This window comes from Pseudomonas sp. BP01 (assembly GCF_022760795.1).
Taxonomy (GTDB): domain Bacteria; phylum Pseudomonadota; class Gammaproteobacteria; order Pseudomonadales; family Pseudomonadaceae; genus Aquipseudomonas; species Aquipseudomonas putida_Q.
This window is the reverse complement of the sequence record NZ_JAFBKA010000036.1, coordinates 1-24,699: the sequence shown is the minus strand read 5'-3', so window position 1 is coordinate 24,699 and position 24,699 is coordinate 1. Positions and strand designations below refer to the sequence as shown.

The following is a 24,699-nucleotide window of genomic DNA, read 5'->3' as shown; positions in this document are numbered from 1 at the left end:
ATAGGGAGTTGAGCGGTTGGATCAGCCGCGCATGATCTCAGGGGGCGCGCCTTGCGGCAACCGTGACGCGCCCTGATGTGTGGCCAGCGCCTCAAGGAACTGCGCCGCCGGCATGGGCCTGGCGAACAGGTAGCCTTGCTGAAAGTCCACGTCATGGCGCGCCAGGTAGTCGCGCTGGGTTTCGGTTTCGACACCCTCGGCAACGATGCCGAGGCCAAGTTTGGCTGACAGCTCGATAATGGTTTCGAGGATGTGGACTGACAGCGCATCCCCGCCGATCATGGCGACGAAGCTCTGGTCGATTTTCAGGTAGTCGACCTTGAACTGGCGCAGGTAATTGAGGCTGGACTGCCCGGTGCCGAAATCGTCGAGTGCAATCATCACCCCCATGGCATGCAGTTTCTCGAACAGCTCCAGGGTTACCGGGGTGGGCTCGATCAGCTTGCGCTCGGTCAGCTCCAGGGTAAGCACCACCCGGCCGGGCGGGAAGTGCTGCAGGAAGGTGCGACAGTCGTCCAGCAGGCGCAAGTCGCGGCAGTGGTCAGCGGTAATGTTGACCCCAATGTGGAAGCCGTCCTCCAGCAGCCCGGCATAGGGCGCCAGGCTCTGGGCAGTGTGCATGATCAGCGCACGGGTCATTGCGACGATCTGCCCGCTGTGCTCGGCATAGGGAATGAACAGGTCAGGGCGAACCAGGCCTTCCCGTGGGTGGTTCCAGCGCATCAGCACTTCGGCACCGGCCCAGCGGAAATCGCCCTTGCGCACCACGGGCTGGAAGTACGGCAGGAATTCGTCGGCCTGCAGGGCTCGATCCAGCTCGGCCCGGGGCGAGGAGGCGCGGCGAATCTGCCAGCGACAAACCAGCGCTGCCACGCCGCCCAGCACCAGCAGCAGGCTGAGCAGGGCAGGGTAGTGGCTGCGCAGCAGCTGGCCTTGTTTGTCGGCGCTGTAGCCGCCCTGCACGCTGAACGGGTAACGCGTCGAGCCCATTAGCACGTTGGCGCTGGCTGCGGCAGGCGGCACGCCTTTGTGTACCGCGCCGTCCTTGCCCATCCAGGCGTTGCCCACGCGTATGTGCAGGTCTTCATCGGGGCCGATCAGGCGCAATGCGGTCAGCAGGTGGTCGCCATCCACCGTGGTGATTGCGCCGTGGTCGCCGTCGCTGGCACGGTACACCAATAGCGGATGCCCCGGGGTGACCGAGTTGCCGTCCATCAGCCACAGCTTGCCGTCGGTATAGTCGCTGGCGTTGACCGGTTCGTCGAACTCGCCGAACAGCGAGGTGCAAAATAGATTGTTGTGCCTGAACAGGTTGGTGGAGCGCACGAAGGCATTGCGGGTGACCTGGGCACGCAGTGCAAGCTGGGCCTGGTCGCAAGGGCTGGCAGTCAGGGGCAGTAGTGCATTGGCGGCACCAGACAGGTTGTCGAGGATGCGCTCGATGTGCTCTACCGCTTGGCGGGTGGTTGCCTGGCTGTTGGCCTGCATCTCGCGCTCGACCTGCCAGTTCATGATGCCCAGGCCGCACAATACCGGCAGCACGCCGACGACCCAGGGCAGCAGGTTGCGCCAGCCAAGGCTGGCGCGGCGTTTAGCGGTAAGGGGCATGCTGGAATGATCTGTGGGGAGGGTAACGAGAGGATAGCCGCTTGTCGGAACATGCGGCCAACTAAAACGCGACAAACGATTTTACGCAATGTAGAATCCATTTACGAATACAACAATAAGGTCCTTCAATTCCGAGGGATCAAGCCCGCCGAGAATGGGTCCATATGACATACCATGGGTTCAAGCTGATCATAGGTGACTTCCTCGCCCGCAGCGTGCGAGGTATCCCGTGCGCCCCGCCGTTTCTGTCCCACATCCTACGCAATCAATAATATTTCGCTGCAGATGAGGACACGAACATGGCTGATATCTTCGACAATCCAATGGGCCTGATGGGCTTCGAATTCATCGAACTGGCTTCGCCTTCTCCTGGCGTACTTGAGCCGGTATTCCAGATACTGGGCTTCACCAAGGTGGCTAGCCACCGTTCCAAGGATGTGCACCTTTACCGCCAAGGTGGCATCAACCTGATTCTGAACAACGAACCCAAGAGTATCGCCTCGTACTTCGCCGCCGAACACGGTCCGTCGGTATGCGGCATGGCGTTCCGCGTGCGCAATGCCCATGAGGCCTATGCGCGGGCCCTGGAGCTGGGCGCCCAGCCGGTGGAAATCGAAACCGGCCCGATGGAGCTGCGCTTGCCTGCAATCAAAGGCATCGGTGGTGCGCCGCTGTACTTGATCGACCGCTTCGAGGAAGGCAGCTCGATCTACGACATCGACTTCAACTTCATTGAAGGGGTGGACCGTAATCCGGTGGGCGCCGGCCTGAAAATCATCGACCACCTCACCCACAACGTGTACCGCGGGCGCATGGCCTACTGGGCTGGCTTCTACGAGAAGCTGTTCAACTTCCGCGAAATCCGCTACTTCGATATCAAGGGTGAATACACCGGCCTGACGTCCAAGGCCATGACCGCGCCCGATGGCATGATCCGTATACCGCTAAACGAAGAATCGTCCAAGGGTGCCGGGCAGATCGAAGAGTTTCTGATGCAGTTCAACGGCGAAGGTATCCAGCACGTGGCCTTCTTGACCGACGACCTGCTCAAGACCTGGGACGCCCTGAAGGGCTTGGGCATGCGCTTCATGACTGCGCCGCCGCAAACCTACTACGAAATGCTCGAAGAGCGGCTGCCTGGGCATGGCGAGCCGGTCGACCAGTTGCAAGCACGCGGCATCCTCCTCGATGGTGCCTCGCAGCCCGAAGACAAGCGCCTGCTGTTGCAAATTTTCTCGGAAACCCTGCTCGGCCCTGTGTTCTTCGAGTTCATTCAGCGCAAAGGGGATGATGGCTTTGGCGAAGGCAACTTCAAGGCGTTGTTCGAATCCATCGAGCGCGACCAGGTGCGCCGCGGCGTGTTGAGCACCGACTGAATCTGCTGCAGGGGCGCCGCCATCATGCATGCTCGGCGGCCGCCCCACGCCTGTAGGTGCGTGCCCTGTACAAGCCCAGGTATACCATCGAGCCGGTCACGATCCCTACGAGCATCAACGAGGGAACGATCTGCAGCATCGACTGGCGGATTTCCTGTGCGGTGAAGCCCTCGGCATAACCGCCCTTTACCCTGTATCCGTACCGGGAAGACACTGCGCTTGCGGAAAACTCGGACTGGGAGGGGCGCTGTGCGTCACGGCTGTCGCCTTGGCTCCAGATATAGCGGTCGTCGAACTCCAGGAGCAGTATCAGCCGATCCTGGAAACCGTCCAGTTCACTGCGTAGTTGTATGGCGTAGGCGGTCACGATCACGCCACCGTTCTTGCCCTGCAAGTAATAGTTGACCAGTAGCTTGCGGCGGTTGTCGGATTGCCCGTAGGACAATTCGACCTGCCGTCCGGACAAGGCAAAGGCCGACAAGTGTTCCAGAGAATCTGACGTACTGCTGCAGTAGGCCTTGTCGCTATCGACCAGGGTCAGCGACCTGAGCATGGAGCGGCTCACCACCTGGTCCTGCAAACCGCTTTTCACGCTGTCGCATGGCTGGCCGGCAAGCGGTAGGGCACGCAGGGCAGCCTCATGCAACCGGTCCAATGCCTGGTCAACGCTAAATACCGCTTCCTGCACCGAGAGGGTCGCGTTTTCCGCCAGCTTCATTTCAAGCTGGACGATCATTACCAGCAAACCGGTAACCACAGGCACCAGGCCAACCGAGATAAGCAGCAGCAGCTCCCGCAGGCGGCGCCCGGCGTGCATGATTTTCAACATAGGGCAATCGCTCTCCGGCCTAAGCTGTTCATGGGGTACAGCTGAGCCCCGAGCCTAAGCGTTCATTGACCGGCCGGCTGTAGGCCGCGAGCAGTCTGCGCGAGAGGAAAACCAAAAGATTGATGTAAGGCTTTACTTAACCTCGGGTCTTGCCAGAACTTTCTCTGCGAGCAGTGCAGTGGAATCCGGGTTCTGCCCGGTGATCAACCGACCATCCTCGATGACGTATGGCTTCCACGGCTCATCATGTTTGCTGTACTCGCCGCCGCGGCCGCCTAGCTCATTTTCGGTCAAGAAAGGAACCACGTTATCCAGCTCAACCAGCTTTTCCTCGATATTGGAAAAGCCGGTCACCTTACGCCCTTTCAGCAGCAGGCTGTTGTCGCTGAGCTTGATGTTCAGCAGACCGACCACGCCGTGGCAGACCGCTGCAACGATGCCGCCTTTTTCGTAGATCTTGCGTGCGAGCTCTTGCAGCGGCTGGTTATCGGCGAAGTCGTACATCACGCCGTGCCCGCCGGTGTAGTAGATGACGCTGTATTCGTCGGCCTTTACCTGGCCAGGGCTCAAGCTGGTGCCCAGTCGCGTCATGAAGCGTTTGTCGTCATACCATTGCCAGTCCAGATCGGGAGCCATCTGCAGGCTGTGTGGGTCGATAGGGACATAGCCACCTTGTGGGCTGACATAATCGACCGTATAGCCGGCCTTTTCGACTTTCTCGACAAAGTGTACTGCTTCACCCAGCCATAGCCCCGTCGCCCGTTTCAGGGTCGGATACTTGGCTGTATTGGTCAGCACTACCAGCATTTTCTTGCTCATGACCACGCTCCCGTCGGCAACCTGAATGGGCCGTTGCTCCCTGGCCCAGGGGAAAACCTAATCAGCATAGCTGTCAGTTGCAAGTACGCCATGGTGCGCAGCTTGTGCTGTACTAACTTCAACTAAACCCTCAGGCCAATCTTGGCACCGGGGGTAATTCTTCGCATTGCTGGAGTAACGCTATTGGCCGTACACGGTACGCCGCGCAAATCTGCGCGGCAGCTCACCTTGAAGGCGCCTAAATCGGCAGCGCTCGACCTCATGAGCGAAAGAATTGCGCAATTTGACTGGGGGCGTACCTCACTTGGACCGCTGCCGCGCTGGCCGGCCTCGTTGCGCATTGCCGTCGACATGATGCACTTGTCACCGTTTCCCTGTGCGGTGGTTTGGGGGACAGATCTCTGCGTGGTGCACAACGATGGCTATCGGGCGCTGCGGACCGCCAGACCGGATGCGCTGGGCAATGCGTTCGATGCGCTCTGGCTTGATACCTGGCCGGCAATGGGGCCGTGGGTATTCAAGGCGCTTGAAGGGTGTTCGAACTTTGTCGAGGACCCGCCCCTGCGTATCGTCTGCGGCGAAGGCAGCGAGCCGCTGTGGTGCGCATTCGGTTATGCTCCCCTGCACGATGAACTTGGAAACGTGGCGGGGTTTCTGCACACGGTAATCGAGACCACGGCCAGCGTTGAGGCGCACCACCATTGGCGTGAGCAGGCGCAGGGCTTTGAACGACAGATAGAGCGACATGTGGCCGAGCGCGAGCAGATCTGGCAGTTGTCGCGTGATGCAATGATGACAGTTACCCCTGGGCTCAAGATGTACGCTGCCAACCCTGCCTGGTACCGCATCCTGGGTTGGGATGAGGAGCAGGTTCGCAACCTGCCGATACTGGAACTGGTACATCCGGCGGATCGCGCCCAGGTACAGGTGGCAGTCTCCGGATTCCTGCAGTACCACAATACCGAGCAACTGGAGACCCGCTTGCGTCACAGCGATGGCCATTACCACTGGTTTCGCTGGAGTGCCCGGTTCGATGGCAGCCTGCTGACGGCAGTCGGTCGCGATATCACCGGAGAACGCGAAGAGGCAGCGCGTCAGTCCGAAGCGCTGATGCGCAACAGTGAACGCATGGAGGTTGTGGGCCAGTTGGCCGGGGGCATGGGCCATGAGATGAACAACCTGCTGTCGGGTATCGGCGGCAGTCTCGAATTGTTGCAGCGGCGGATTCAGGATGGGCGGCTGGAGCGGATCGACGCCTATCTGGAGGTCGCTCGCGACTCGGTGACGCGCGCCATGGAACTGACCCACCGCCTGCTGGCATTCTCTCGGCACCAACCACTTGCACCCAAGCCGCTGGACTTCAATCGGCAGTTGCGTCTAAGCGAGCCGTTGCTACTGAAGGCGCTGGGCGCAGAAATGCGCTTGCACTGGCAACTGGATGTTGCGCCGTGGGCCGTATGCCTTGACGTTACCCAACTTGAAAATGCCTTGGTCAACCTTTGCGCCAATGCCCGGGAAGCCTGCCTGGAGCGTGGCAATGTCACTGTTCGCAGCGTCAACGAGCGGTTGACGGCCAGCTTCCCGGATGAGAATGGACTGCCGCCAGGCGACTACGTAGCCTTGCACGTCGAGGACGATGGCCATGGCATTTCGGCGCAGGACATTGCCAAGGCTTTTGAGCCGTTCTTCACCACCAAGCCCATCGGACGGGGTTCCGGGCTTGGCCTATCGATGGTGTATGGCTTTGTCGGCCAATCGGGGGGATACGCCTGGATCGAGTCGAACCCGAATCAGGGCACTCGGGTTTCCATGCTTTTCCCAAGGTGCCTTGACCCGGCACCCGAAGAGCCCAAGCCCGCGCAGCGTTCCCAGCGCATGGCCCAGGGCGAACGCCTGCTACTGATCGATGACGAGCTGAACTTACGTGCCGTGATGGGCGAATACCTGACCGAACGCGGTTTTGTGGTGACTGATGCGGGTGACGCCAATACCGGGCTGGAGCGCTTTCGCCTTGACGATCCCTTTGATCTGGTGATTACCGACATCGGTTTACCAGGCGGTTTTAGTGGCCGGCAAGTGGCCAAGGCCATGCGCATGCAGGTTCCTGCGCAAAAGATCCTGTTCATTACCGGCTATGCTGAACATTCTGTTGAAGCGCAGTTGCTTGATCAGCCGGGCACGGCACTGATGAACAAGCCGTTTTTGTTGGCGGACCTCGCCGATCAGGCGCTAAACATGCTCGAACAGTAATGGGTTCAGGGGCGGCCCAGAATCTGCGTTACCTGCGTCTGCAGCTCTTTCAGTTCGAACGGCTTGCAGATCAGGTGCATGCCCGCGCCCAGAAAGCCCTCGCGGGCCATGGCCGTTTCCGCGTAGCCAGTAATGAACAGCACTGGCAAATGCGGATGCAGGCTGCGTGCAATTTCGGCCAGTTGCCGGCCATTCATGCCGGGTAGGCCGATATCGCTGACCAGTAGATCCACGGGTTGTGCCGAGCGCAGTACCTGGAGCCCTTGGGTGGCATTTGCCGCGCTGCGGCAGGGGAAGCCGCACTCGCTCAAGGTCTGGCACAGCAGTTGGCGAACATGGGGGTCGTCCTCCACTACCAGCACGTGACGGCCCCGACTTCCTTGCACAGGCACCGGCTTGCTTGGTGCCTTTGCCCGGCCGATATGGCGCGGTAGGTACAGGTCTACCCGGGTCCCCTGGCCTACCTGGCTGTGCAGGGCGACATGCCCGTGAGACTGCTTACTGAAGCCATATACCATTGACAGGCCCAGGCCAATGCCCTGGCCGATCGCCTTGGTACTGAAAAATGGCTCGAAAGCGCGCTCCAGTGTGCTCTGCGCCATGCCCTGGCCGTCATCGGTGATGCTCAGCCGCAGGTAGTCACCCGCACATAGAGATCCGCTGGTGAACTGATTGTTGCCGATGTGCTGATTGCTCGCCTCGATTCGTAGCTGGCCACCACTGGGCATGGCTTCGCAGGCATTGAGCAGCAGGTTATCAAGGGCTTCCTGCAACTGTTTGTCATCAGCTTCTACCGGCCACAGCCCTTTGGCTATGTGGACGTGCAAGGTTACAGCAGGGTTCAGGCAAGCCTTCAGGCGTTTCACGTTGAGCAGGCCGTGCAGGTCCACACGCTGGCTGTTCAACGATTGGCGGGAAGAGAAGGCCAGCAAGCGGTGAGTCACGCGGGCAGCGCGTGCTACAGCCTCACGGCCCATGTGCAGCACGCTGTCCAGGCCATCGCTGCGGCCTTGATGCAAGCGCCGTTCAATTAGCTCGAAGCTGCCGCCAATGCTGGTGAGCAAGTTGTTGAAGTCATGCGCAACCCCCCCGGCCAATTGGCCAATGGCTTCCATCTTGCGTGCTTGGTAGCGGGCGAAATCGTCGCGTTCCTGTTCCTTCTCTGCCAACGCAATCTGGGTGTTCAGGCGCTGCTGCAGGTCCTGCAACTGATCGCGGGCAGCGTACTGCCGGCGCCGGTTGCGCAGGGCGGATTGTGTCATGTGCAACAGTTGGGCGTTATCGAACGGGGCGAACAGCAGTAAAAGATTGCCCACTGGGTGGTTACCCGCGCCTGCGGCTGACCAGGCGCCTTGGATGAGCAGCACGATAGGCAGGTCCGACCAGCTCTGTTGCTGGTCAATGAATGCTTGCAGCAACGCGCTTGGGCCTTGGCTGAATACTTGCTCGGCAATGATTGCCAGGCCTGCGCCTTCTGCCAGGCAAGTCTTCAGGTTGGGCAGGTCGACGGCGCACAGGCTATTGATGCCGGCTGAGGCGAGCAGGCGCGAGGTGTCCGCTGCTAATGGCGGGGGTGCCAGAATCAAGGCACGTTCATCCAGCGCCAATGAATGGGCCAAAACGGCTCTCCTGTAGGGTGGCCTGATATCCACTGGACTCTGGGCACACGCCCAGGGTTCAGAAATATTCAGGTGTTACCTACAGGCCCTGTTGCAGTATGGGGTCGTCCGGGTTCTGCCGCTCAAGCTCGGCCAGCAGCACTTGTACGTTCTGCAATTGCCCGGTCTCTTTCCAGTACTGAATCAGCAACACGCGCGCCCGGCGGTTGGCCGGCTGGCGGTTGAGTACGGTTTCCAGCTGCTTTTGCGCGGCGTCGAGTTGTTCCAGCTCGTGCAGCGTGACTGCCAGCGTATAGCGGTAGTCGGCGTTGTCCGGGTCCAGTTCGACGGCGCGGGACAAAGCCAGCAAGGCGTACTCGCGCTGCTCGTGGCGGTTCAGCCAGAGCCCCAGCTCGTACTGCAGGAAGGCTGAGTCGGGGCTTAGCGCCAAGGCTTTGCCCAAGACCTGGCGCGAGGCATCGTGGTGGCCCTGACGCTCCAGCAGGCGCACCTGGGTGGCCAGGGCGTCGAGGTTGCCGGGTGCAACCTTCAGCGCCCGTTGCAAGGCCGTGGCTGCCTGGGTGTAGTCGTTTTCGTGCAGGTACAGGCGCGCCAGATGTACCTGGGCGTCGGCATCCTCGGGTTGTTGCTCGAGCGCCTGCTGGTATTGTTCCAGGGCTGCCTGCAACGGGCCGAAATACAGGCCGATGGCATCGGGATCGAGGCCCAGCAGGGCATCCACGGCAGCAAAGCGCACGCTTTGTTCATCGTCGTCCAGCAATGGGCCGAGCACCAGGCTGCGCTGCGCCGCCGGCAGCAGGCGGCGGATACCGGCGATGGCCGCACGGCGCACCAGCGGGTCGGCATGCTCCAGGTCCTGGCGGGCGAGTTTCAATGCCTGGGGGGACGGGTAGTTGGGTAGCTCGGCATACAGTGCAGCGCGGCGGATAGAGGGCAGGTCATTGCGTTGCAATTGCTGGTAAAGCACGCGCGCTGCACCGGGTTGGCCGTCATGGGCCTGGCGCAGGGCCTTGGCATAGCTGTGTGCAGGCAAGGTCGGCGGTGCTGGCTGATCGTCGCGCCACAGGTAACCGAACAGGGCCGATACCAGGATCAACAGCAGCAGGGCGATCAGGTAGCGGTTGCGTCTGTGCATCGGACGGTCCGTGGTGGCGGGAAGGGCAGAGCTTGGGCCAGCCGGGGGGCAAATGCAACCGAGTGCAGGCACCAAGGCGGTCGCGCGCAAATCCCACAGGCATAATTGGCCCGAAATAAACGTAGGAGCGAGCTTCGCTCGCGGTGCGCCGCGCGGGCGGTGCTCGATCTCGCAGGCGCTGAAGCTTCAACGGCATAAAAAAGCCCCGCAGACCAAGGCCTGCGGGGCAAACGGTTGGGGGAGGAGCCAACCAAAGGAGTCGTTGGAACGGGTGTATCAGCGTGCGCTGGCCACCGTCTGCGGTTGCCAGCCGCCGCCCAGGGCCTTGTAGATGGAGACGATACCGCGGTACAGATCGACCTCACCCTGGGCCTGCGCATCCTCAGCGCTCAGCCGCTCGCGCTCGGCGTCGAGCAGTACCAGGTAGTCCACCGTACCTTCTCGATATCGAATCGAGGCCAGCTCCGCTGCCTTGCGGCTGGCGTCGCTCTGGCGCATCAGCGACAGCAGCCGCTGCTGGGTCTTGTCGTAATCGCTGAAGGCGTTGGCCGATTCCTCCAGGGCCAGCAATACCTGCTGCTCGTAGTTGGCCAGTGCCCCTTCGGCATCGGCCTTGGCGCCGCGCAGGCGGGCCCGTACGCTGCCCAGGTCGAAGGCTGCCCAGGTAATGCTTGGGCCCAGCGCCCAGGCATTGGCTGCCGAGGAGCCGATCTGCGAACCGCGTGCGGCGGTAAAGCCAAGGAAGCCGCTGAGGCTGACGCGGGGGAAAAGGTCTGCCGTGGCCACGCCGACGTTGGCGGTGGCGGCAGCCAGCTGGCGCTCGGCACTGCGGATGTCCGGGCGACGGCGCAACAGTTCACCGGGGTCACCCACCGGCAACGCCTTGGCGATGGCCGGTAGGTCCTTGGGTGACAGGTCTACGCTGAGCGCGTCCGGGCGCTGACCGAGTAGGGTGGCGATGCGGTGCCGCGCCCGTGCCTGTTCGGCCTGCAGTTGCGGCACGGTGGCTTCGACCCCGGCCAGGCGTGCATCGGCACGTACCACGTCGAGGTCATTGCCCACGCCGGCATCGCGCAGGGTTTCGGTAATGGTGCGTGATTCTTGCTGGGTCTTGAGGTTGGCCAGGGCGATCTTCTCGCGCAATTGCGCACCGCGCAGCTGCCCGTAGGCATCGACCAGTTCGGCAATCAGGCTGACCTGCAATTGTTGCAGGTCGGCGGCGGCTACCGCTTCCTGTGCTTCGCTGGCCTCAATCTGGCGCTGGATGCGTCCGAACAGGTCAAGCTCCCAGGCCATGTCCAGGCCCAGGTCATAGCGCTCGCTGTTCACCCGCTGCGTGGTCTGGCCGGGGATCTGGCCCTTGCCGATGTCGCTGCTGGCGCGGCTGGTGACCACCGGGAACTGGTCGTTTTCGGCGTCTTCGCGGATGGAACGGGCGGATTTCAGGCGGGCGAAGGCCACGCGCAAGTCACGGTTGCCGTCCAGCGAAGCCTGCACCAGCTGGTTCAGCACCGGGTCGTCGAACTGCTTCCACCACAGGCTTTCGAAGCGGCTACGGTCGTAGGCCTTGGCCTGCACATCGCTGCTCAGTTGTGCAGGTTCGGTTGCCGGGGCCTGGTAGTCCGGGCCTACCGCACAGGCTGCCAGGGCCAGTGCCAGCAGGCTTGGGGTCAGGGGTTTGAGCAGGTTCATGCATGGTTCTCCAGCACTTGAACGCGCTCGGCCTTGCGGGCCTGGCGACGCTCGACGAAACGGCGGATCAGGAAGAAGAACACCGGGGTCAGGAACAGGCCGAACACGGTCACGCCGATCATCCCCGAGAACACCGCCACCCCCATGGCATGGCGCATTTCCGAACCTGCACCAGAGCTGAACACCAGCGGCACCACACCCATGATGAAGGCGATCGAAGTCATCAGGATCGGCCGCAGGCGCAGGCGGCAGGCTTCCAGTACCGCAGCCAGTGGATCGAGGCCCTTGGCCTGCTCATCCTTGGCAAACTCCACGATCAGGATCGCGTTCTTGCACGCCAGGCCCACCAGCACGATCAGGCCGATCTGGGTGAAGATGTTGTTGTCGCCACCCGACACGATCACACCGGTAATGGCCGACAGCAGGGTCATCGGTACGATCAGGATCACCGCCAGCGGCAGGCTCCAGCTTTCGTACTGGGCGGCCAGCACCAGGAACGCCAGCAGCACGCACAGCGGGAAGACCAGCAGTGCGGTGTTGCCCGAGAGGATCTGCTGGTAGGTCAGGTCGGTCCACTCGAAGGTCATGCCGTTAGGCAGTTCTTCTTTCAGCAGCTTCTCGATGGCAGCTTCGGCCTGGCCAGAGCTATAGCCCGGGGCTGCTGCACCGTTGATTTCTGCGGTGATAAAGCCGTTGTAGTGCATCACGCGGTCCGGGCCGGAGGTGTCGCTGACCTTGAGGAAGGTCGCCAGCGGGATCATCTCGCCCAGGTTGTTGCGCACCTTCAACTGGCCGATCTGCTCGGCATCGAGGCGGAACTGCTGCTCAGCCTGGACGTTGACCTGGTAGGTGCGGCCAAAGCGGTTGAAGTCGTTGGTGTACAGCGAGCCCAGGTAAACCTGCAAGGTGTCGAAGATATCGGTGATCGCCACGCCGTGCGTCTTGGCCTTTTCCCGGTCGATGGCGGCATCGACCTGCGGCACGTTGACCTGGTAGCTGGTGAACAAGCCTGCCAGCTCCGGCACGTTGTGGCTCTTGGCGATGATGTTCTGGGTTTCCTTGTACAGCGCTTCGTAACCCAGGTTGCCACGGTCTTCGATTTGCAGGCGGAAGCCGCCGATCGTGCCCAGGCCCTGTACGGGCGGTGGTGGGAAGATGGCGATGTAGGCGTCCTGGATATCGGCGAACTGGGCATTCAGTGCAGCCGCGATGGCCGCCGCCGACTGGCTCGGGTCCTTGCGCTCATCGAACGGCTTGAGCGGAGTGAACACGATGCCGCTGTTCGGGCTGTTGGTGAAACCGTTGATCGACAGGCCAGGGAAGGCCACCGAGTCGGCCACGCCAGGCTGCTTCAGGGCGATTTCGCTCATGCGCTTGATCACCGCTTCGGTGCGGTCGAGGCTGGCGGCGTCCGGCAGCTGGGCGAAGGCCACCAGGTACTGCTTGTCCTGGGCCGGCACGAAACCGGTCGGCGTGGACGAGAAGCCGAGGTAGGTCAGGCCCATCAGGCCGGCATAGACGAACAGGGCGATGCCGCTGGAGCGGATGACCCGGCGCACGCCACCGACGTAGCTGTGGCTGGCGCGGTCGAAGAAACGGTTGAACGGCGAGAACAGCCAGCTGCCCAGCAGTTTGTCGAGGAACCGCGAGAAACGGTCCTTGGGCGCATGGTGGTCCTTCAGCAGCACGGCAGCCAGGGCCGGCGACAGGGTCAGCGAGTTGAACGCCGAGATCACGGTGGAAATGGCGATGGTCAGGGCGAACTGCTTGTAGAACTGCCCGGTAAGGCCGGAAATGAACGCAGCCGGTACGAACACGGCGCACAGCACCAGGGCGGTGGCAATGATCGGCCCGGTCACTTCGCTCATGGCCTTTTGCGTGGCTTCCAACGGTTTCAGGCCCAGCCCGATGTTACGTTCGACGTTCTCCACCACGACGATGGCATCGTCCACCACGATGCCGATGGCCAGCACCAAGCCGAATAGCGACAAGGCGTTAAGCGAGAAACCGAACAGGTGCATCACCGCAAAGGTACCGATCAACGATACCGGCACGGCCAGCAGCGGGATGATCGAGGCACGCCAGGTCTGCAGGAACAGGATGACCACCAGCACGACCAGCACCAGGGCTTCGAACAGGGTGTGCACCACTGCTTCGATGGAGCCACGCACGAAGATGGTCGGATCATAGACGATGCTGTAGTCCATCCCTTCAGGGAAGTCCTTCTTCAGCTCGGCCATTTTCGCCCGCACTTCGTCGGAGATTTCGATGGCGTTGGAGCCTGGGCGCTGGAAGATCGGGATGGCCACCGCCGGCTGGTTGTTCAGCAGCGAGCGCAAGGCGTACTGGCTGGAGCCGAGTTCGACCCGGGCGATGTCCTTCAGGCGGGTGATTTCGCCATCGGCACCGGCGCGGATGATGATGTTTTCGAACTCTTCCTCGTTGACCAGACGGCCCTGGGTGTTGATCGACAGCTGGAAGCTGGTGGAGCCCGGGGCGGGCGGGGCGCCCAGCTGGCCGGCAGCCACCTGGCGGTTCTGCTCGCGGATTGCCGCTACCACATCACTGGCGGTGAGGTTGCGCGAAGCGGTCTTGTTCGGGTCCAGCCACACGCGCAGCGAGTAGTCGCCCATGCCGAACAGTTGCACGTCGCCTACGCCGCCCAGACGCGCCAGCTCGTCCTTGATGTTGAGGATGGCGTAGTTGGACAGGTAGAGCATGTCGTAGCGGTTGTCCGGCGACGTCAGGTGCACGACCATGGTCAGGTCGGGCGAGGCCTTGTCGACGGTGATACCGATACGCGTCACTTCCTCGGGCAGCTTGGGCTGGGTACGGGTGACGCGGTTCTGCACCTGCACCTGGGCGTTGTCCAGGTCAGTGCCCAGGGCGAACGTGATGGTCAGCGTCAGCTTGCCATCAGCGGTGGACTGGGAGGACATGTACAGCATGTTCTCAACGCCCGTGATGGCCTGTTCCAGTGGTGCGGCGACGGTTTGGCCGATGACCTTGGGGTTGGCGCCGGGGAAGTTGGCACGTACCACCACGGTGGGTGGTACCACTTCGGGGTATTCGCTGATCGGCAGCTGGAACAGCGAGATCGACCCCGCGATCAGCAGCACCAGCGACAGCACCGCGGCGAAAATCGGCCGGGTAATGAAGAATTTCGAGAAGTTCATCGGTATGTTCCCTTAACCGCGTGGCGCCTGGGCGCTGGCGACTTTCACGTTGTTGCCCGCCACCTTGGGTGCCGGGTTGCTGGCCTCCAGTGCCTGGCGTTGCTGGGCGAGGGCGGCGAGGGTCTGTTCGCTGGCCATCGGGGTTTCTTCCGGTGTGACCGGCGAACCTGGGCGCACGCGCTGCAGGCCCTTGACCACAATGCGGTCGTCCTTGCCCAGGCCGCTGCGCACGATGCGCAGGCCTTCCAGCTTCGGCCCCAGCTCCACGGTGCGGTAGGCGGCCTTGTTGTCCTTGTCCATGACCAGCACGAACTTCTTGCCAAGGTCGGTGCCCACAGCTTCGTCGTTGATCAGCACGGCGTCGTACTGGGCGCTGCCGACCAGCTTCAGGCGTGCGTACAGGCCCGGGGTGAACTGGCCGTCGCGGTTGTCGAACACCGCACGACCACGGATGGTGCCGGTGCGCGGGTTGACCTGGTTGTCGACGAAGTTCATCTGGCCCAGGTGCGGGTTGCCGGTTTCGTTGGTGAGGCCCAGGTACACCGGGGTGCTCTGGCCACGCTGGCCTTCGCGCGCCAGCTGGGTGTACTTGAGGTACACGCGCTCGTCGGCGTCGAAGTAGGCGTACACCTTGTCGGTGGACACCACGCTGGTCAGCGGGGTGACATCGGCCGTGACGATGTTGCCGGCAGTGAACTGGGCACGGCTGACGCGGCCACTGATGGGTGCGGTGACGCGGGTAAAGCTGAGGTTAAGGCGCGCCAGGTCAAGTTGGGCCTGGATCGCGTCGACCCCGGCGCGGGCTTCGGCGGCAGCGCTGCTACGCGATTCTGCCAGTTCGGCGGAAATGGCGTTGCTGTCGCGCAGGCGTTCGCCACGGCGGGCTTCGTTGGCGCTGCGAATGGCGGTGGCTTTTGCTTGTTGCAGTTGGGCTTCAAGGCGGCGGACTTCAGCCTGGAACGGCCGTGGGTCGATCTGGAACAGCAGGTCGCCTTTTTTAACCTGGGCGCCCTCCGTGAAGGCGACCTGGTCGATCTGGCCGGCGACCCGCGGGCGAACTTCGACAGTTTCCGGGGCTTCGAGGCGGCCGGTGAACTCGTCCCACTCGTTGATCGGTTGCTCGATCACCTTGGCCACAGTGACCTTTGGCGCGGCGGGAGCCTGCACGGCGTCTGGGGTTCGACCGCAAGCGCTGATCACCACCACTGCCAAGGCAGCGAGGGGAAAGCGCAAGGGTTTGAGAGATTGTTCCATGGAGAACTCCGCCAATGTATTAGTAGTGGGCGGAGTGTGAGTGTGTTGCGCGTGAGGCACGAATCGAACGGGACGAAGGTTAATATCACGCTGAATGATATGTGTGGATCATTCATCGATGGCGGGCATGAAGGGGCTGCCTGGCAGCCCCGGCAATCTCAGCTCAATACGTTGAACCCATGGGTGCCATCCCGCTCCAGCTGGGCAATCAGCCCGAACTCCCAGTCCAGGTACCCCTGCATGGCTTCACGTTGGTTATCCGTCCCTTCATAAGGCCGGCGATAACGGTCGGTACGCGCCACCGCCAGGTGCGTTTCGCCATTTTCCAGCGGCTTGCCTGCCGCAATCCACCGCGCCGTGCCGCCGTCCAGTACGTACACCGGGGTTTGCGTAAGCGCCTGCAAGTCTACCGCGGCAAAGCGTGCCAGCAGGCTGCTGCCGCAGGTCAGTACATAGCGCTCGGCGACTGGCAGCTGTTCCAGCACCTGCGGCAACTGCGCGCGAATTGCCCAGTGGGCACCTGGAATATGGCGTTTCACGTAGTTGGCACTGGTGGTGAAGTCCAGCAGCACGGTGCCTGGCGTTTGCAGCCAGTCGTCCAGCTGCTCGACGCCGATTTCGGTGACTGCGGGCAGTGGAGGTTGGGGGGCCTGCCAATCGCCGTTCTCGCTGAAATCTTGCGCCGACACGCCATCGAGCACGGCGACCTGCCAGCCCATTTGCGCCAGCCAGGAAGCGCTCATGTTGGCCCGCACGCCGTCATCATCCACCAGCACGATGCGCGCCCCGCGCACGCTGGCGACGTGGTCGGTTTCCTGCACCAGTTGCCCTCCCGGTACACTGCGGCTGGCCGGCAGATGGCCCTGGGCATATTCCTCGGGGGTGCGCACATCGAACAGGTAAGTGGTGCGCTGGGTATCGGCCTGCCAGGCGGCCAGGGCTTCGCGCTCCAGGCGCAGCACACCGGCACGGTCGGCCACATTGCGTGCGCGTTGGGCGGCGTCGGCGCGGGTGTTGTCGCTCACCTCGGCGAAGCGGCGCTCCTGGCCGTGCGCCAGCGTTTGCCCGGCCAGGGTCCAGCCGATGGTTCCGTTGCGCAGGGCGGCCACGGGGTTGGGGATGCCGGCGTTGACCAGCGACTGGGTGCCGATGATGCTGCGGGTGCGCCCTGCGCAGTTGACGATGACCTGCGTAGCTGGGCTTGGCGCCAGTTCGGCAACCCGCAGGACTAGTTCGGCACCCGGCACACTGATGCCCCCCGGGATGCTCATGGTCTGGTATTCGTCGAAGCGGCGGGCGTCAAGCACCACCACATCGGCCTTGTCGTCCAGCAGCGCCTGCACCTGTTCGGCCGCCAGCGACGGGGTATGGCGCACGCTTTCAACCAGCTCGCCAAAGGCCTTGCTCGGCACGTTCACGTCACGGAACAGCTCGCCACCGGCGGCGCGCCAGCCGGCCAGCCCGCCTTCGAGCAATGCGACATCGCTGTATCCCAAGGCCAGCAGGCGTTCGGCGGCCTGATGGGCCAAGCCTTCGCCGTCGTCATACACCGTAATGGCGGTGTCACGGCGCGGCACCCGGGCGTAAATCTCCAGCTCCAGCTTGGACAAGGGGATGTTGGCGGTGAACAGGGGGTGTGCCTGGGCGAACGGGTCTTCCTCGCGCACATCGATCAGCGCCAGTTCTTCATGGGCCAGCAAGGCCTGGCGAATGTCTTGGTAGGAGCGGGTGGCAACGGTACTCATGGGGCAGGGTTCTCTTTGGACAGGTCCCAAATGTTGGGCAGAAGGCTGTTGGAATAGCCGGAAATGAACGGTTTTTCGCTGCCGTCGGGCGAGTACACCGCGCGGCTGACGGCACCGATGTTGGCGCCATAGACGTGGATGCTGATCGACACCCGGTCGTCGAACGCGTTGCTGACTTGATGAACATCGCCAATACGCGGCGAAACGGCCTCTACATGGCCGGGGTCCAGGCGTACGGGCTCACCCGCTGGCAATAATGCGCCGTGTTCGCTACGGGCGAAGCCTTGCGAATATTCCGCGCCGCGCAGCATGCCGATCAGGCCCCAGACCCGGTGGTCGTGGATTGGTGTCTGCTGGCCTGGCCCCCAGACGAAGCTGACGATGGAAAAGCGCTGGCGCGAATCGCAATGCAGCAAATATTGCTGGTAACGGGCCGGGTCTGGCTGCGCCAGTGCTTCGGGCAACCAGTCGTCATGGGCGACCAGGCTGCGCAGCAAGCCCTGGCCGTGGTCGAGGAGGGTGGCTTCGTCGGGTTCTTGGTCCACCAGTTGCGCAAGCGCGTCGATGAAGTGGCGCAGGCGCTCAAGGCGCAGAGGTTGGTTCATGGTTCAGGCTCGGCTGACGGTTTGGGTTAACCCTAGCAAACGCACTGAATATTCTCAAAAGTAAAAATACGAATAAGCTAATATGCAAATTACGCATTTACAGATTGGTGAATCTGTTTTGAAATGGGCACATGGGCAAAGCATTAGGTTATGCCCAAAACGAATTTCACGGCGATGCGCATAATCGATAACTTATAAGCATTGCTCTGGTTATATTCAAAGTGAATATGTCAGCCCCCATGCCCCCCACGAGACCGCACGCGCGGATCGGCCTGAAGTACCCCTTCGGTACCTGGAGACGAACGTGCGATACCTCAAGCAATTGGCCGCCGGTGTGCTGGCCAGCTCCCTCAGCCTGGCCGCTGCCGCGCAAACCTTGGTAGTCGGTGACCAGAGCGTCAATGCCCGAGCGGTGATGGAAGCGGCCGGCGTGCTCGACGACCTGCCGTATACATTGGAGTGGAAGCAGTTTACGGCCGGCTCGCCGGTAGCCGAGGCGCTGAACGTGGGCAGCCTGGACATCGGCCTGCTGGGCGATGCGCCGCCGTTGTTCCTTGGTGCCCTGGGCGCGCCGATCAAGGTGATTGCGGTCAGCCGGCAGAACCTCGATGGCGTGGCGATCCTGGCGCGCAAGGACTCGAACATTCACAGCCTCGAAGACCTGCGCGGCAAACGTGCGGCGATCTGGAAAGGCTCCTGGAGCCAGCAGTTGCTGTTCAGCGCCCTGGACAAGGCCGCCGTGCCGCGTGATGCCCTGGAGCTGCGCTACCTCAGCGCCCTGGACGCCTCCCATGCCCTGGATGGCGGTTCAGTGGATGTGATCGCGACCTGGGAGCCCTATGTCACCCAGCAGGAGCGCCAAGGGGCGCGGGTGCTGGCCACGGCCGAAGGATTGATCCCGGCGCAGAGCTTCGTGGTGGCCAACGCCAAGGCGGTGGAGGCCAAGCGGGCACAGATCAGTGATTTTCTGCAGCGCCTGAAAAAGGCCCGTGACTGGACGCTGAGCGACCCGGCCCATACCGAGGCTTATGCCGATGCCTGGGCCAAACGTACCCGTGCCGATCGCGACATTGCTCGCGTCTGGTTTGCCCGCGCCCGTACCGATGTGGCGCCGCTGAGCCCGCAGGTGATCGTGGATGCGCAGAAGACCGTGGACTTCTTTGCCGGGCTGGGGCTGATCAAGAGCTACCCGGCGTCGAGCCTGTTCGATACCTCGTTCGCGGCAGCGTTCGACCACTGAGTTTTCCTGCCGTGGCCCAATCGCCGGCAAGCCAGCTCCCACAGGATCACCACAGCCCTGGGTACAGTGGCAAACCTGTGGGAGCTGGCTTGCCGGCGATTGGGCCGGTACAGGCAACAACTGTTATGAGGAGCTGTACATGACTACCCGCAAAATCAAGCTCGGCGCCCTGACCATGGGTTGTGGTGGCCCTGGCCGGCATAACCTGTGGCTCGACCCGGAACTGCCCGCCGATGCCAGCGTCAACATCGACTGGTACATCGATATCGCCCGCCAGGCCGAAGCGGCACTGTTCGACCTCATGTTCATCGTCGACAGCCAGTACATCACCCCCGGCTCACCGTCGCACTATCTCAACCGCCTCGAGCCGCTGACCCTGCTCTCGGCACTGGCAGTGACTACCCGCAACATCGGCCTGGTCGGTACTCTGACCACCTCTTACAACGAACCCTTCAACGTCGCCCGCCGCCTGGCCTCGCTGGACCTGATCAGCAAGGGCCGCGCTGGCTGGAACGTGGTCACCAGTGGTGATGCTGGCACCGCGGGCAACTATGGCCGTGACGAGCACTACGATTACGACACCCGTTACGCCCGCGCACACGAGCACGTGGCGGTGGTGCAGGGCCTCTGGCAGTCCTATGAAGACGGCGCGTTCCCACGCAACCGCGCCACCGGGCAGTTCCTCGATCCGAGCCGGATGCATGCCCTGCACCACAAGGGCGAGCACTTCTCGGTCGTAGGGCCATTGAATATCCAGCGTTCCCCCCAGGGCCAGCCGGTGATTTTCCAGGCCGGAGACTCGCAGCAAGGGCGCGAGCTTGGGGCAGCCACGGCAGATGTCATCTTTACCCATGCCGCCAGCATCGAGCAGGGCCAGGCGTTCTACCGCGATGTGAAAGACCGCGCTGTGCGGCTAGGGCGCGACCCCGAGCAGCTGCTGGTGTTGCCTGGTGCCGAGATCTATGTGGGCGACACCGACGAACACGCCCGCGAGATCGAACGCCATTACCACCAGCAGGACCATAGTTTCGAGCTGGCCCTCAAGGAATTCGGGCGCAATTTCGGCTGGCACGACTTCAGCCAGTACGACCTTGATGCGCCGTTCCCGCAGGAAAGCCTGGAGCAAGCACGCAGCAGCTTCTTCACCAACGCCAAGCGCATCGCCGACCAGGCACGGGAGCAGGGGTTCAGCTTGCGCCAGGCGGTGGAGTTCGGCCGTAAGCTGCGCCCAGGGGCTTTCGTTGGCTCGGCCGAAACGGTAGCGGCAAAAATGACCGAGTGGTTCGAGGCGCGGGCCCTGGATGGCTACAACATCTACATCGGCCACCCAGGGCAGTTCCGCCGGTTTACCCAGGAGGTGGTCCCGCTGTTGCAGGAGCGCGGGGTGTACCGTACAGCTTACGAGGGCAGCACGCTGCGCGAGAGCCTGGGCCTGACCATTCAGTGAATGCTTGAGGCCAGTTCGAAGATCGGCATGTACATCAGGATCACGATCAGGCCGATCAGCAGGCCGATGAACGTCATCAGCAGCGGTTCGAACAGTTTCACGAACCATTCCACCCAGCGGCCGATTTCCTGGTCATGGAAGTCGGCGCAGCGTTCCAGCATCTCGCCCAGGTTGCCGGACTGCTCGCCCGCCCGTAGCAGGCGCAGCGACACCGGCGTAACCAGGTGCCCGGCTTCCAGCGCATCGGACAGTGGCAGCCCTTCGCCCACCCGTTGGCTGGCCTGTCCCAGGCCCTGGGCTGCTGCGCTACCGAGCAGGCCGCGGGCCATGCCCATGGCGGTAAGGATGGGAATGCCGCCTTGCAGCAGGATACCCAGCGAGCGATAGAAGCGCGCAAGCTCGTACATCATCAAGCGTTGGTGCAGCGCCGGCAGGCGGCGCAACTGGCAGGATGCCCAGCGCCGCACCCGTGGGTGGCGGCGTAGCAGCCACAGCGCCGTGACCCCACCGACCGTGCCCAGCGCCAGCGGCAGTTGCTGGGCATGCAAGAACAGCCCGATCTGCATCAATACCCGTGACAGCCACGGCAATTCGGTGCCCATGCCCTCGAACACCTGGCTGAAACGCGGTACCACGTAGCCGAGCAGGAACAGCACCACGCCGCCACCCACCAGCAACAGCAGCAACGGGTAGACCGAGGCCCCCACCAACTTTTGCCGTACCAGGTCCAGGCGCTGGCGGTAGCTGATGTAGCGCGTAAGGGCATCGCCCAGCGCACCGGTGCGTTCGCTGGACTGCACCAGCGCCACATACAGCGGCGGAAATATCCGCGGTTGCTGGCCCAGGGCCTGGGACAGCGAACGGCCTTCGTACAACTGGCGTACTAGCTCGGCCAGCACCTTGCGTGTGGTGGCGGCAGGCGCCTTTTCCGCCAGGCTCTCCAGTGCGTCGATCAGCGGCAGGCCGGCGTTGAGCAGGGTTGACAGTTCCTGGCTGAACAGCACCAGGTCAAATGCCGCTTCGCGTCGCCAAGCCATGCCGCGCAAGGCGCCGCCGCTGCCGCGCAGGCTAAGCACGCGCAGGCCTTGGTCCTCGGCCAGGCGGCGGGCTTGATCGGCATCCTCGGCGTCGATCTGCAACTGCACCACACCCTGTCTGCCCAGGGCCTTGAGGCTGTAACGCATGGCCACGCTCCTTACTGCCAGCTGGTAATTTCGGCGTTTTCCCCGTCACCACCGGGCTGGCCGTCCTTGCCCATCGACAGCAGGTCGTATTCACCGCCGTTTTCGCCCGGTTGCCGGTAGATGTAAGGGCGGCCCCACGGGTCCTGCGGCACGGCCTTCTGCAGGTACGGGCCGGTCCAGCGGGCTTCGCCACTGGGTGCGATTACCAGGGCCTGCAGGCCTTGCTCACTGTTGGGGTAGTGGCCGACCTCCAGGCGATATAAATCCAGCGCCTTGCTCAGCCCTTCTATCTGCGCCCGCGCCACCTTGGCTTCGGAGCGACCGAGCTGGCTGAAGTACTTGGGGGCGACGATGCCGGCCAACAGGCCGAGCACCACCAGCACCACCAGGAGTTCGAGCAGGGTGAAGCCACGTTGCGGGTTGGTTCTGCGCTGCATGGTGAAGCCCTCCACTGCATGGGGACACAGGTTGACAGGCACCATGCAACAGCCGTGCACGTCTGCCTCGGCGCCTTGCGCCATGCGGTACAGGAAGCGGCACAGTGCTTGCGTCGTGGTCATCGACCTCGGGTTTCCGGGGCATTTCCCCCACTTCGGGGGCCACGACGAAGAGGCGACCGTCATGCGTGGACTCATCCTCGGTTTGATCTGGCTGGCGGCAGGTGCCGCCCAGGCCGATGTGTACATCTCCATCGATGCCAAGGGCGGCTACGTACTGACCAACGTCCATCGACCCGGGCGCCACTATGAAAAGGTGATCAACGAGCCGCTGGCCCAGGCTGGCCCGGCCAATGCGCAGATGATCACTGGCCGCCCTTACGCCGAGGTGGTCGCCACGGCAGCGCGCATCCACAACGTGCCACCGGCGTTGCTGCATGCGCTGATCAAGGCCGAGTCCGGCTACAACCCGAAGGCCCGGTCGTCTGCCGGCGCGGTAGGGCTGATGCAATTGATGCCGGATACCGCACGTGAGATGGGCGTGGAAGATCGCCTGGACCCCGAAGACAACGTGCAGGGCGGGGCACGTTACCTCAAGCAGATGCTCACACTGTTCAACAACGACATCACCCTGGCCGTGGCGGCTTACAACGCCGGCCCGGATGCCGTAATGCGGCGCGGCGCTGTGCCGCCGTTTGCCGAGACCCGGCGCTATGTGCCCACGGTGCTGCGCGAATACCGCAAGCTGCAGGGGTTGGCGAATGATTCACCACTGTAATAGCTTGTCATAGCTTGTCAGAGGTTACGCGCTCCTACAGACAGCGTGAACAAAGTGAAAAAAACGTTACCCTTCGGCGGTTGCCATCAATTTAGCACTACGGTTTCCCCAGGTCTGGGCTATAACCTTCTGAAGGTGCCCAGCTGTGGAGCCCGCCATGGACATCGCCCCTCGTTCCGACGCCATCGAAGTGCCTGCCGGCAACGAGCTGGCAGCCGTACGCAAGCCGTTCAACCTGCTGCGTTGGTATGCCTGGGTCAGCCTGGCCATCATTCTTTCGGTGGCTGCCGGACTGGGGCTGATTTCCAGCCGTTTCATCATTGATGAGAGCGTTGAGCGCGATGCCTTGCTCACGGCACAGTTCATCACCTCCATCGCCGACGCCGAAGTACGCCATGTGTCGATCCCCAACGTGCGTACCATGGGCGAGCTGCTTGACCCGCGCACCGACCGCAGCAACCTGCCGGACGTCGACCCGGATGCCCGGCGCAAGGCCCGCGGTGAGTTCCTCGACCATATCGCCCACCTGCCAGACATGCTGCTGGCCAATATCTATGCCCCGGACCGTACGGTGATCTGGTCCACCAACCCGGCGCTTATCGGCAAGCTGATTGACAGCGACGACGACCTGGAGCGGGCTTTCGAGTACAAGATGCGAGTCTCGGCCAGCTATCACAACTTCGAACAGGCCCGTGCCGAGCAAAAGTTTGTCACCCTGCCCAAACAGCTGTTCATCGAGAACTATATTCCGCTGTTCGATGCCGACGGCGAGCACGTAACGGCGATGGTCGAGATCTATAAAGAGCCCCGTGACCTTATTGTGCGCATCGAGCATGGTCTGATACTGATCTGGCTGGCGATCACCATCGGCGCCGCGCTCGTCTACGTCGGCCTGTACGGCATCATGCACCGCGCTGCACGGTTGCTGGCGGTGCAGCAGAAGCGGCTGATCAATAACGAAACCTATGTGGCACTGGGCGAGGTGTCCTCGGCGGTGGCCCACAGCCTGCGAAACCCGCTGGCGAGTATCCGCTCCAGTGCCGAGCTCGCCCAGGCGTTCGACGAAGGCCCGGCGCAGCGCAATATCAACGACATCATCAGCCAGGTTGATCGGATGTCGCAGTGGATTCGCCAGATGCTGCAGTCACTGCGTCCGCTGAACGATGAGGGGGGGGCGGTGGACTTGGCGCTGGCCTTGCAAGAAAGCCTCCAGGCCTACGCCGTGCCGCTGGCGCGGGGCGGGGTGAGCCTGGACCTGCAACCGTTACCGGCGGTACAGGTATTGGGGCATCCGGCGTTACTGCGGCAGATTTTTAGTAGCGTGATCGCCAATGCCCTGGAATCGATGGAGCAGGGCGGCCGGTTGCGTGTCGAGGTGGTACGCCATGACCGCCGTAGCCTGACCCTGCGCCTGTCTGACAATGGCAGGGGCATGAATGAAATGCAGCAGCGCATGGCTTTCCGGCCGTTTTTTACCACCAAGCAGGGTGGGCTGGGGGTGGGGC

At 62.6% G+C, this 24,699-nt stretch carries 18 protein-coding genes; 6 read left to right on the top strand and 12 right to left on the bottom strand.

The window, feature by feature from the left end; all coding sequences use genetic code 11:
- Positions 1–21: 21 nt before the first annotated feature.
- Entirely contained in the window at positions 22–1,608 is a 1,587-nt protein-coding gene (locus JOY50_RS24390; RefSeq protein WP_243055998.1) for an EAL domain-containing protein, read from the bottom strand.
- Positions 1,609–1,907: 299 nt separating this feature from the next.
- Here JOY50_RS24390 and hppD point away from each other — a divergent pair, with 299 nt between their 5' ends.
- Positions 1,908–2,984: a 4-hydroxyphenylpyruvate dioxygenase gene (hppD, locus tag JOY50_RS24385; protein ID WP_132843275.1), complete on the top strand. Its 1,077-nt coding sequence runs from the start codon at positions 1,908–1,910 to the stop codon at positions 2,982–2,984.
- A 22-nt stretch (positions 2,985–3,006) separates the two neighbouring features.
- Here the strand turns inward: hppD and JOY50_RS24380 are convergent, their stop codons facing one another.
- Both JOY50_RS24380 and JOY50_RS24375 read right to left on the bottom strand, forming a co-directional pair.
- Positions 3,007–3,813 (bottom strand): CSS-motif domain-containing protein, encoded by an 807-nt coding sequence (locus JOY50_RS24380; RefSeq protein ID WP_132843273.1) that lies wholly within the window; start codon positions 3,811–3,813, stop codon positions 3,007–3,009.
- Positions 3,814–3,945: 132 nt separating this feature from the next.
- Positions 3,946–4,632 carry a type 1 glutamine amidotransferase domain-containing protein gene (locus JOY50_RS24375; protein ID WP_132843271.1) on the bottom strand — a complete coding sequence of 229 codons (687 nt, stop codon included), beginning with the start codon at positions 4,630–4,632 and terminating at the stop codon, positions 3,946–3,948.
- Between the two features lie 261 nt (positions 4,633–4,893).
- Between JOY50_RS24375 and JOY50_RS24370 the strand changes: the two genes are divergently transcribed.
- Positions 4,894–6,882 carry an ATP-binding protein gene (locus JOY50_RS24370; RefSeq protein WP_405046009.1) on the top strand — a complete coding sequence of 663 codons (1,989 nt, stop codon included), beginning with the start codon at positions 4,894–4,896 and terminating at the stop codon, positions 6,880–6,882.
- Between the two features lie 5 nt (positions 6,883–6,887).
- Here JOY50_RS24370 and JOY50_RS24365 read toward each other — a convergent pair whose 3' ends face one another.
- From JOY50_RS24365 to JOY50_RS24335, 7 genes are all read right to left on the bottom strand, one after another.
- Positions 6,888–8,501: a response regulator gene (locus JOY50_RS24365; protein ID WP_132843267.1), complete on the bottom strand. Its 1,614-nt coding sequence runs from the start codon at positions 8,499–8,501 to the stop codon at positions 6,888–6,890.
- Between the two features lie 79 nt (positions 8,502–8,580).
- Complete coding sequence (locus JOY50_RS24360; RefSeq protein ID WP_132843265.1) at positions 8,581–9,636, bottom strand: tetratricopeptide repeat protein; 1,056 nt, start codon at positions 9,634–9,636, stop codon at positions 8,581–8,583.
- 276 nt (positions 9,637–9,912) lie between these two features.
- A complete protein-coding gene (locus JOY50_RS24355) occupies positions 9,913–11,328 on the bottom strand; it encodes an efflux transporter outer membrane subunit (protein WP_243055997.1) in 1,416 nt (471 codons plus the stop codon).
- On the bottom strand, positions 11,325–14,504 hold the full coding sequence (locus JOY50_RS24350) for an efflux RND transporter permease subunit (RefSeq protein WP_243055996.1): 3,180 nt from the start codon (positions 14,502–14,504) through the stop codon (positions 11,325–11,327). The genes JOY50_RS24355 and JOY50_RS24350 overlap by 4 nt, the downstream gene beginning before the upstream one ends.
- Before the next feature lie 12 nt (positions 14,505–14,516).
- Positions 14,517–15,758, bottom strand: coding sequence for a multidrug efflux RND transporter periplasmic adaptor subunit MexE (gene mexE, locus JOY50_RS24345; protein WP_138737319.1), 1,242 nt, complete (start codon positions 15,756–15,758; stop codon positions 14,517–14,519).
- 158 nt (positions 15,759–15,916) lie between these two features.
- On the bottom strand, positions 15,917–17,503 hold the full coding sequence (locus tag JOY50_RS24340; protein WP_132843259.1) for a rhodanese-related sulfurtransferase: 1,587 nt from the start codon (positions 17,501–17,503) through the stop codon (positions 15,917–15,919).
- Positions 17,500–18,108 carry a cysteine dioxygenase gene (locus JOY50_RS24335; protein ID WP_243055995.1) on the bottom strand — a complete coding sequence of 203 codons (609 nt, stop codon included), beginning with the start codon at positions 18,106–18,108 and terminating at the stop codon, positions 17,500–17,502. The genes JOY50_RS24340 and JOY50_RS24335 overlap by 4 nt, the downstream gene beginning before the upstream one ends.
- Before the next feature lie 304 nt (positions 18,109–18,412).
- Here JOY50_RS24335 and JOY50_RS24330 point away from each other — a divergent pair, with 304 nt between their 5' ends.
- Both JOY50_RS24330 and JOY50_RS24325 read left to right on the top strand, forming a co-directional pair.
- Entirely contained in the window at positions 18,413–19,348 is a 936-nt protein-coding gene (locus tag JOY50_RS24330; RefSeq protein ID WP_243055994.1) for an ABC transporter substrate-binding protein, read from the top strand.
- 139 nt (positions 19,349–19,487) lie between these two features.
- Positions 19,488–20,795, top strand: a complete 1,308-nt coding sequence (locus tag JOY50_RS24325) for an LLM class flavin-dependent oxidoreductase (RefSeq protein ID WP_243055993.1) — start codon at positions 19,488–19,490, stop codon at positions 20,793–20,795.
- On the opposite strand, the gene JOY50_RS24320 is transcribed toward JOY50_RS24325, so the two are convergent.
- Positions 20,789–21,979 (bottom strand): type II secretion system F family protein, encoded by a 1,191-nt coding sequence (locus JOY50_RS24320; RefSeq protein ID WP_132843253.1) that lies wholly within the window; start codon positions 21,977–21,979, stop codon positions 20,789–20,791. The genes JOY50_RS24325 and JOY50_RS24320 overlap by 7 nt on opposite strands.
- 11 nt (positions 21,980–21,990) lie before the next feature.
- Complete coding sequence (gene gspG / locus JOY50_RS24315; protein WP_028613001.1) at positions 21,991–22,416, bottom strand: type II secretion system major pseudopilin GspG; 426 nt, start codon at positions 22,414–22,416, stop codon at positions 21,991–21,993.
- Between the two features lie 184 nt (positions 22,417–22,600).
- Here gspG and JOY50_RS24310 point away from each other — a divergent pair, with 184 nt between their 5' ends.
- The gene (locus JOY50_RS24310; protein WP_132843252.1) at positions 22,601–23,194 is read left to right on the top strand and encodes a lytic transglycosylase domain-containing protein; all 594 of its coding nucleotides are present in this window, start codon (positions 22,601–22,603) and stop codon (positions 23,192–23,194) included.
- Positions 23,195–23,351: 157 nt separating this feature from the next.
- Positions 23,352–24,699 (top strand): sensor histidine kinase (locus JOY50_RS24305; protein ID WP_243055992.1); only part of this gene is annotated, 1,348 nt, incomplete at its 3' end.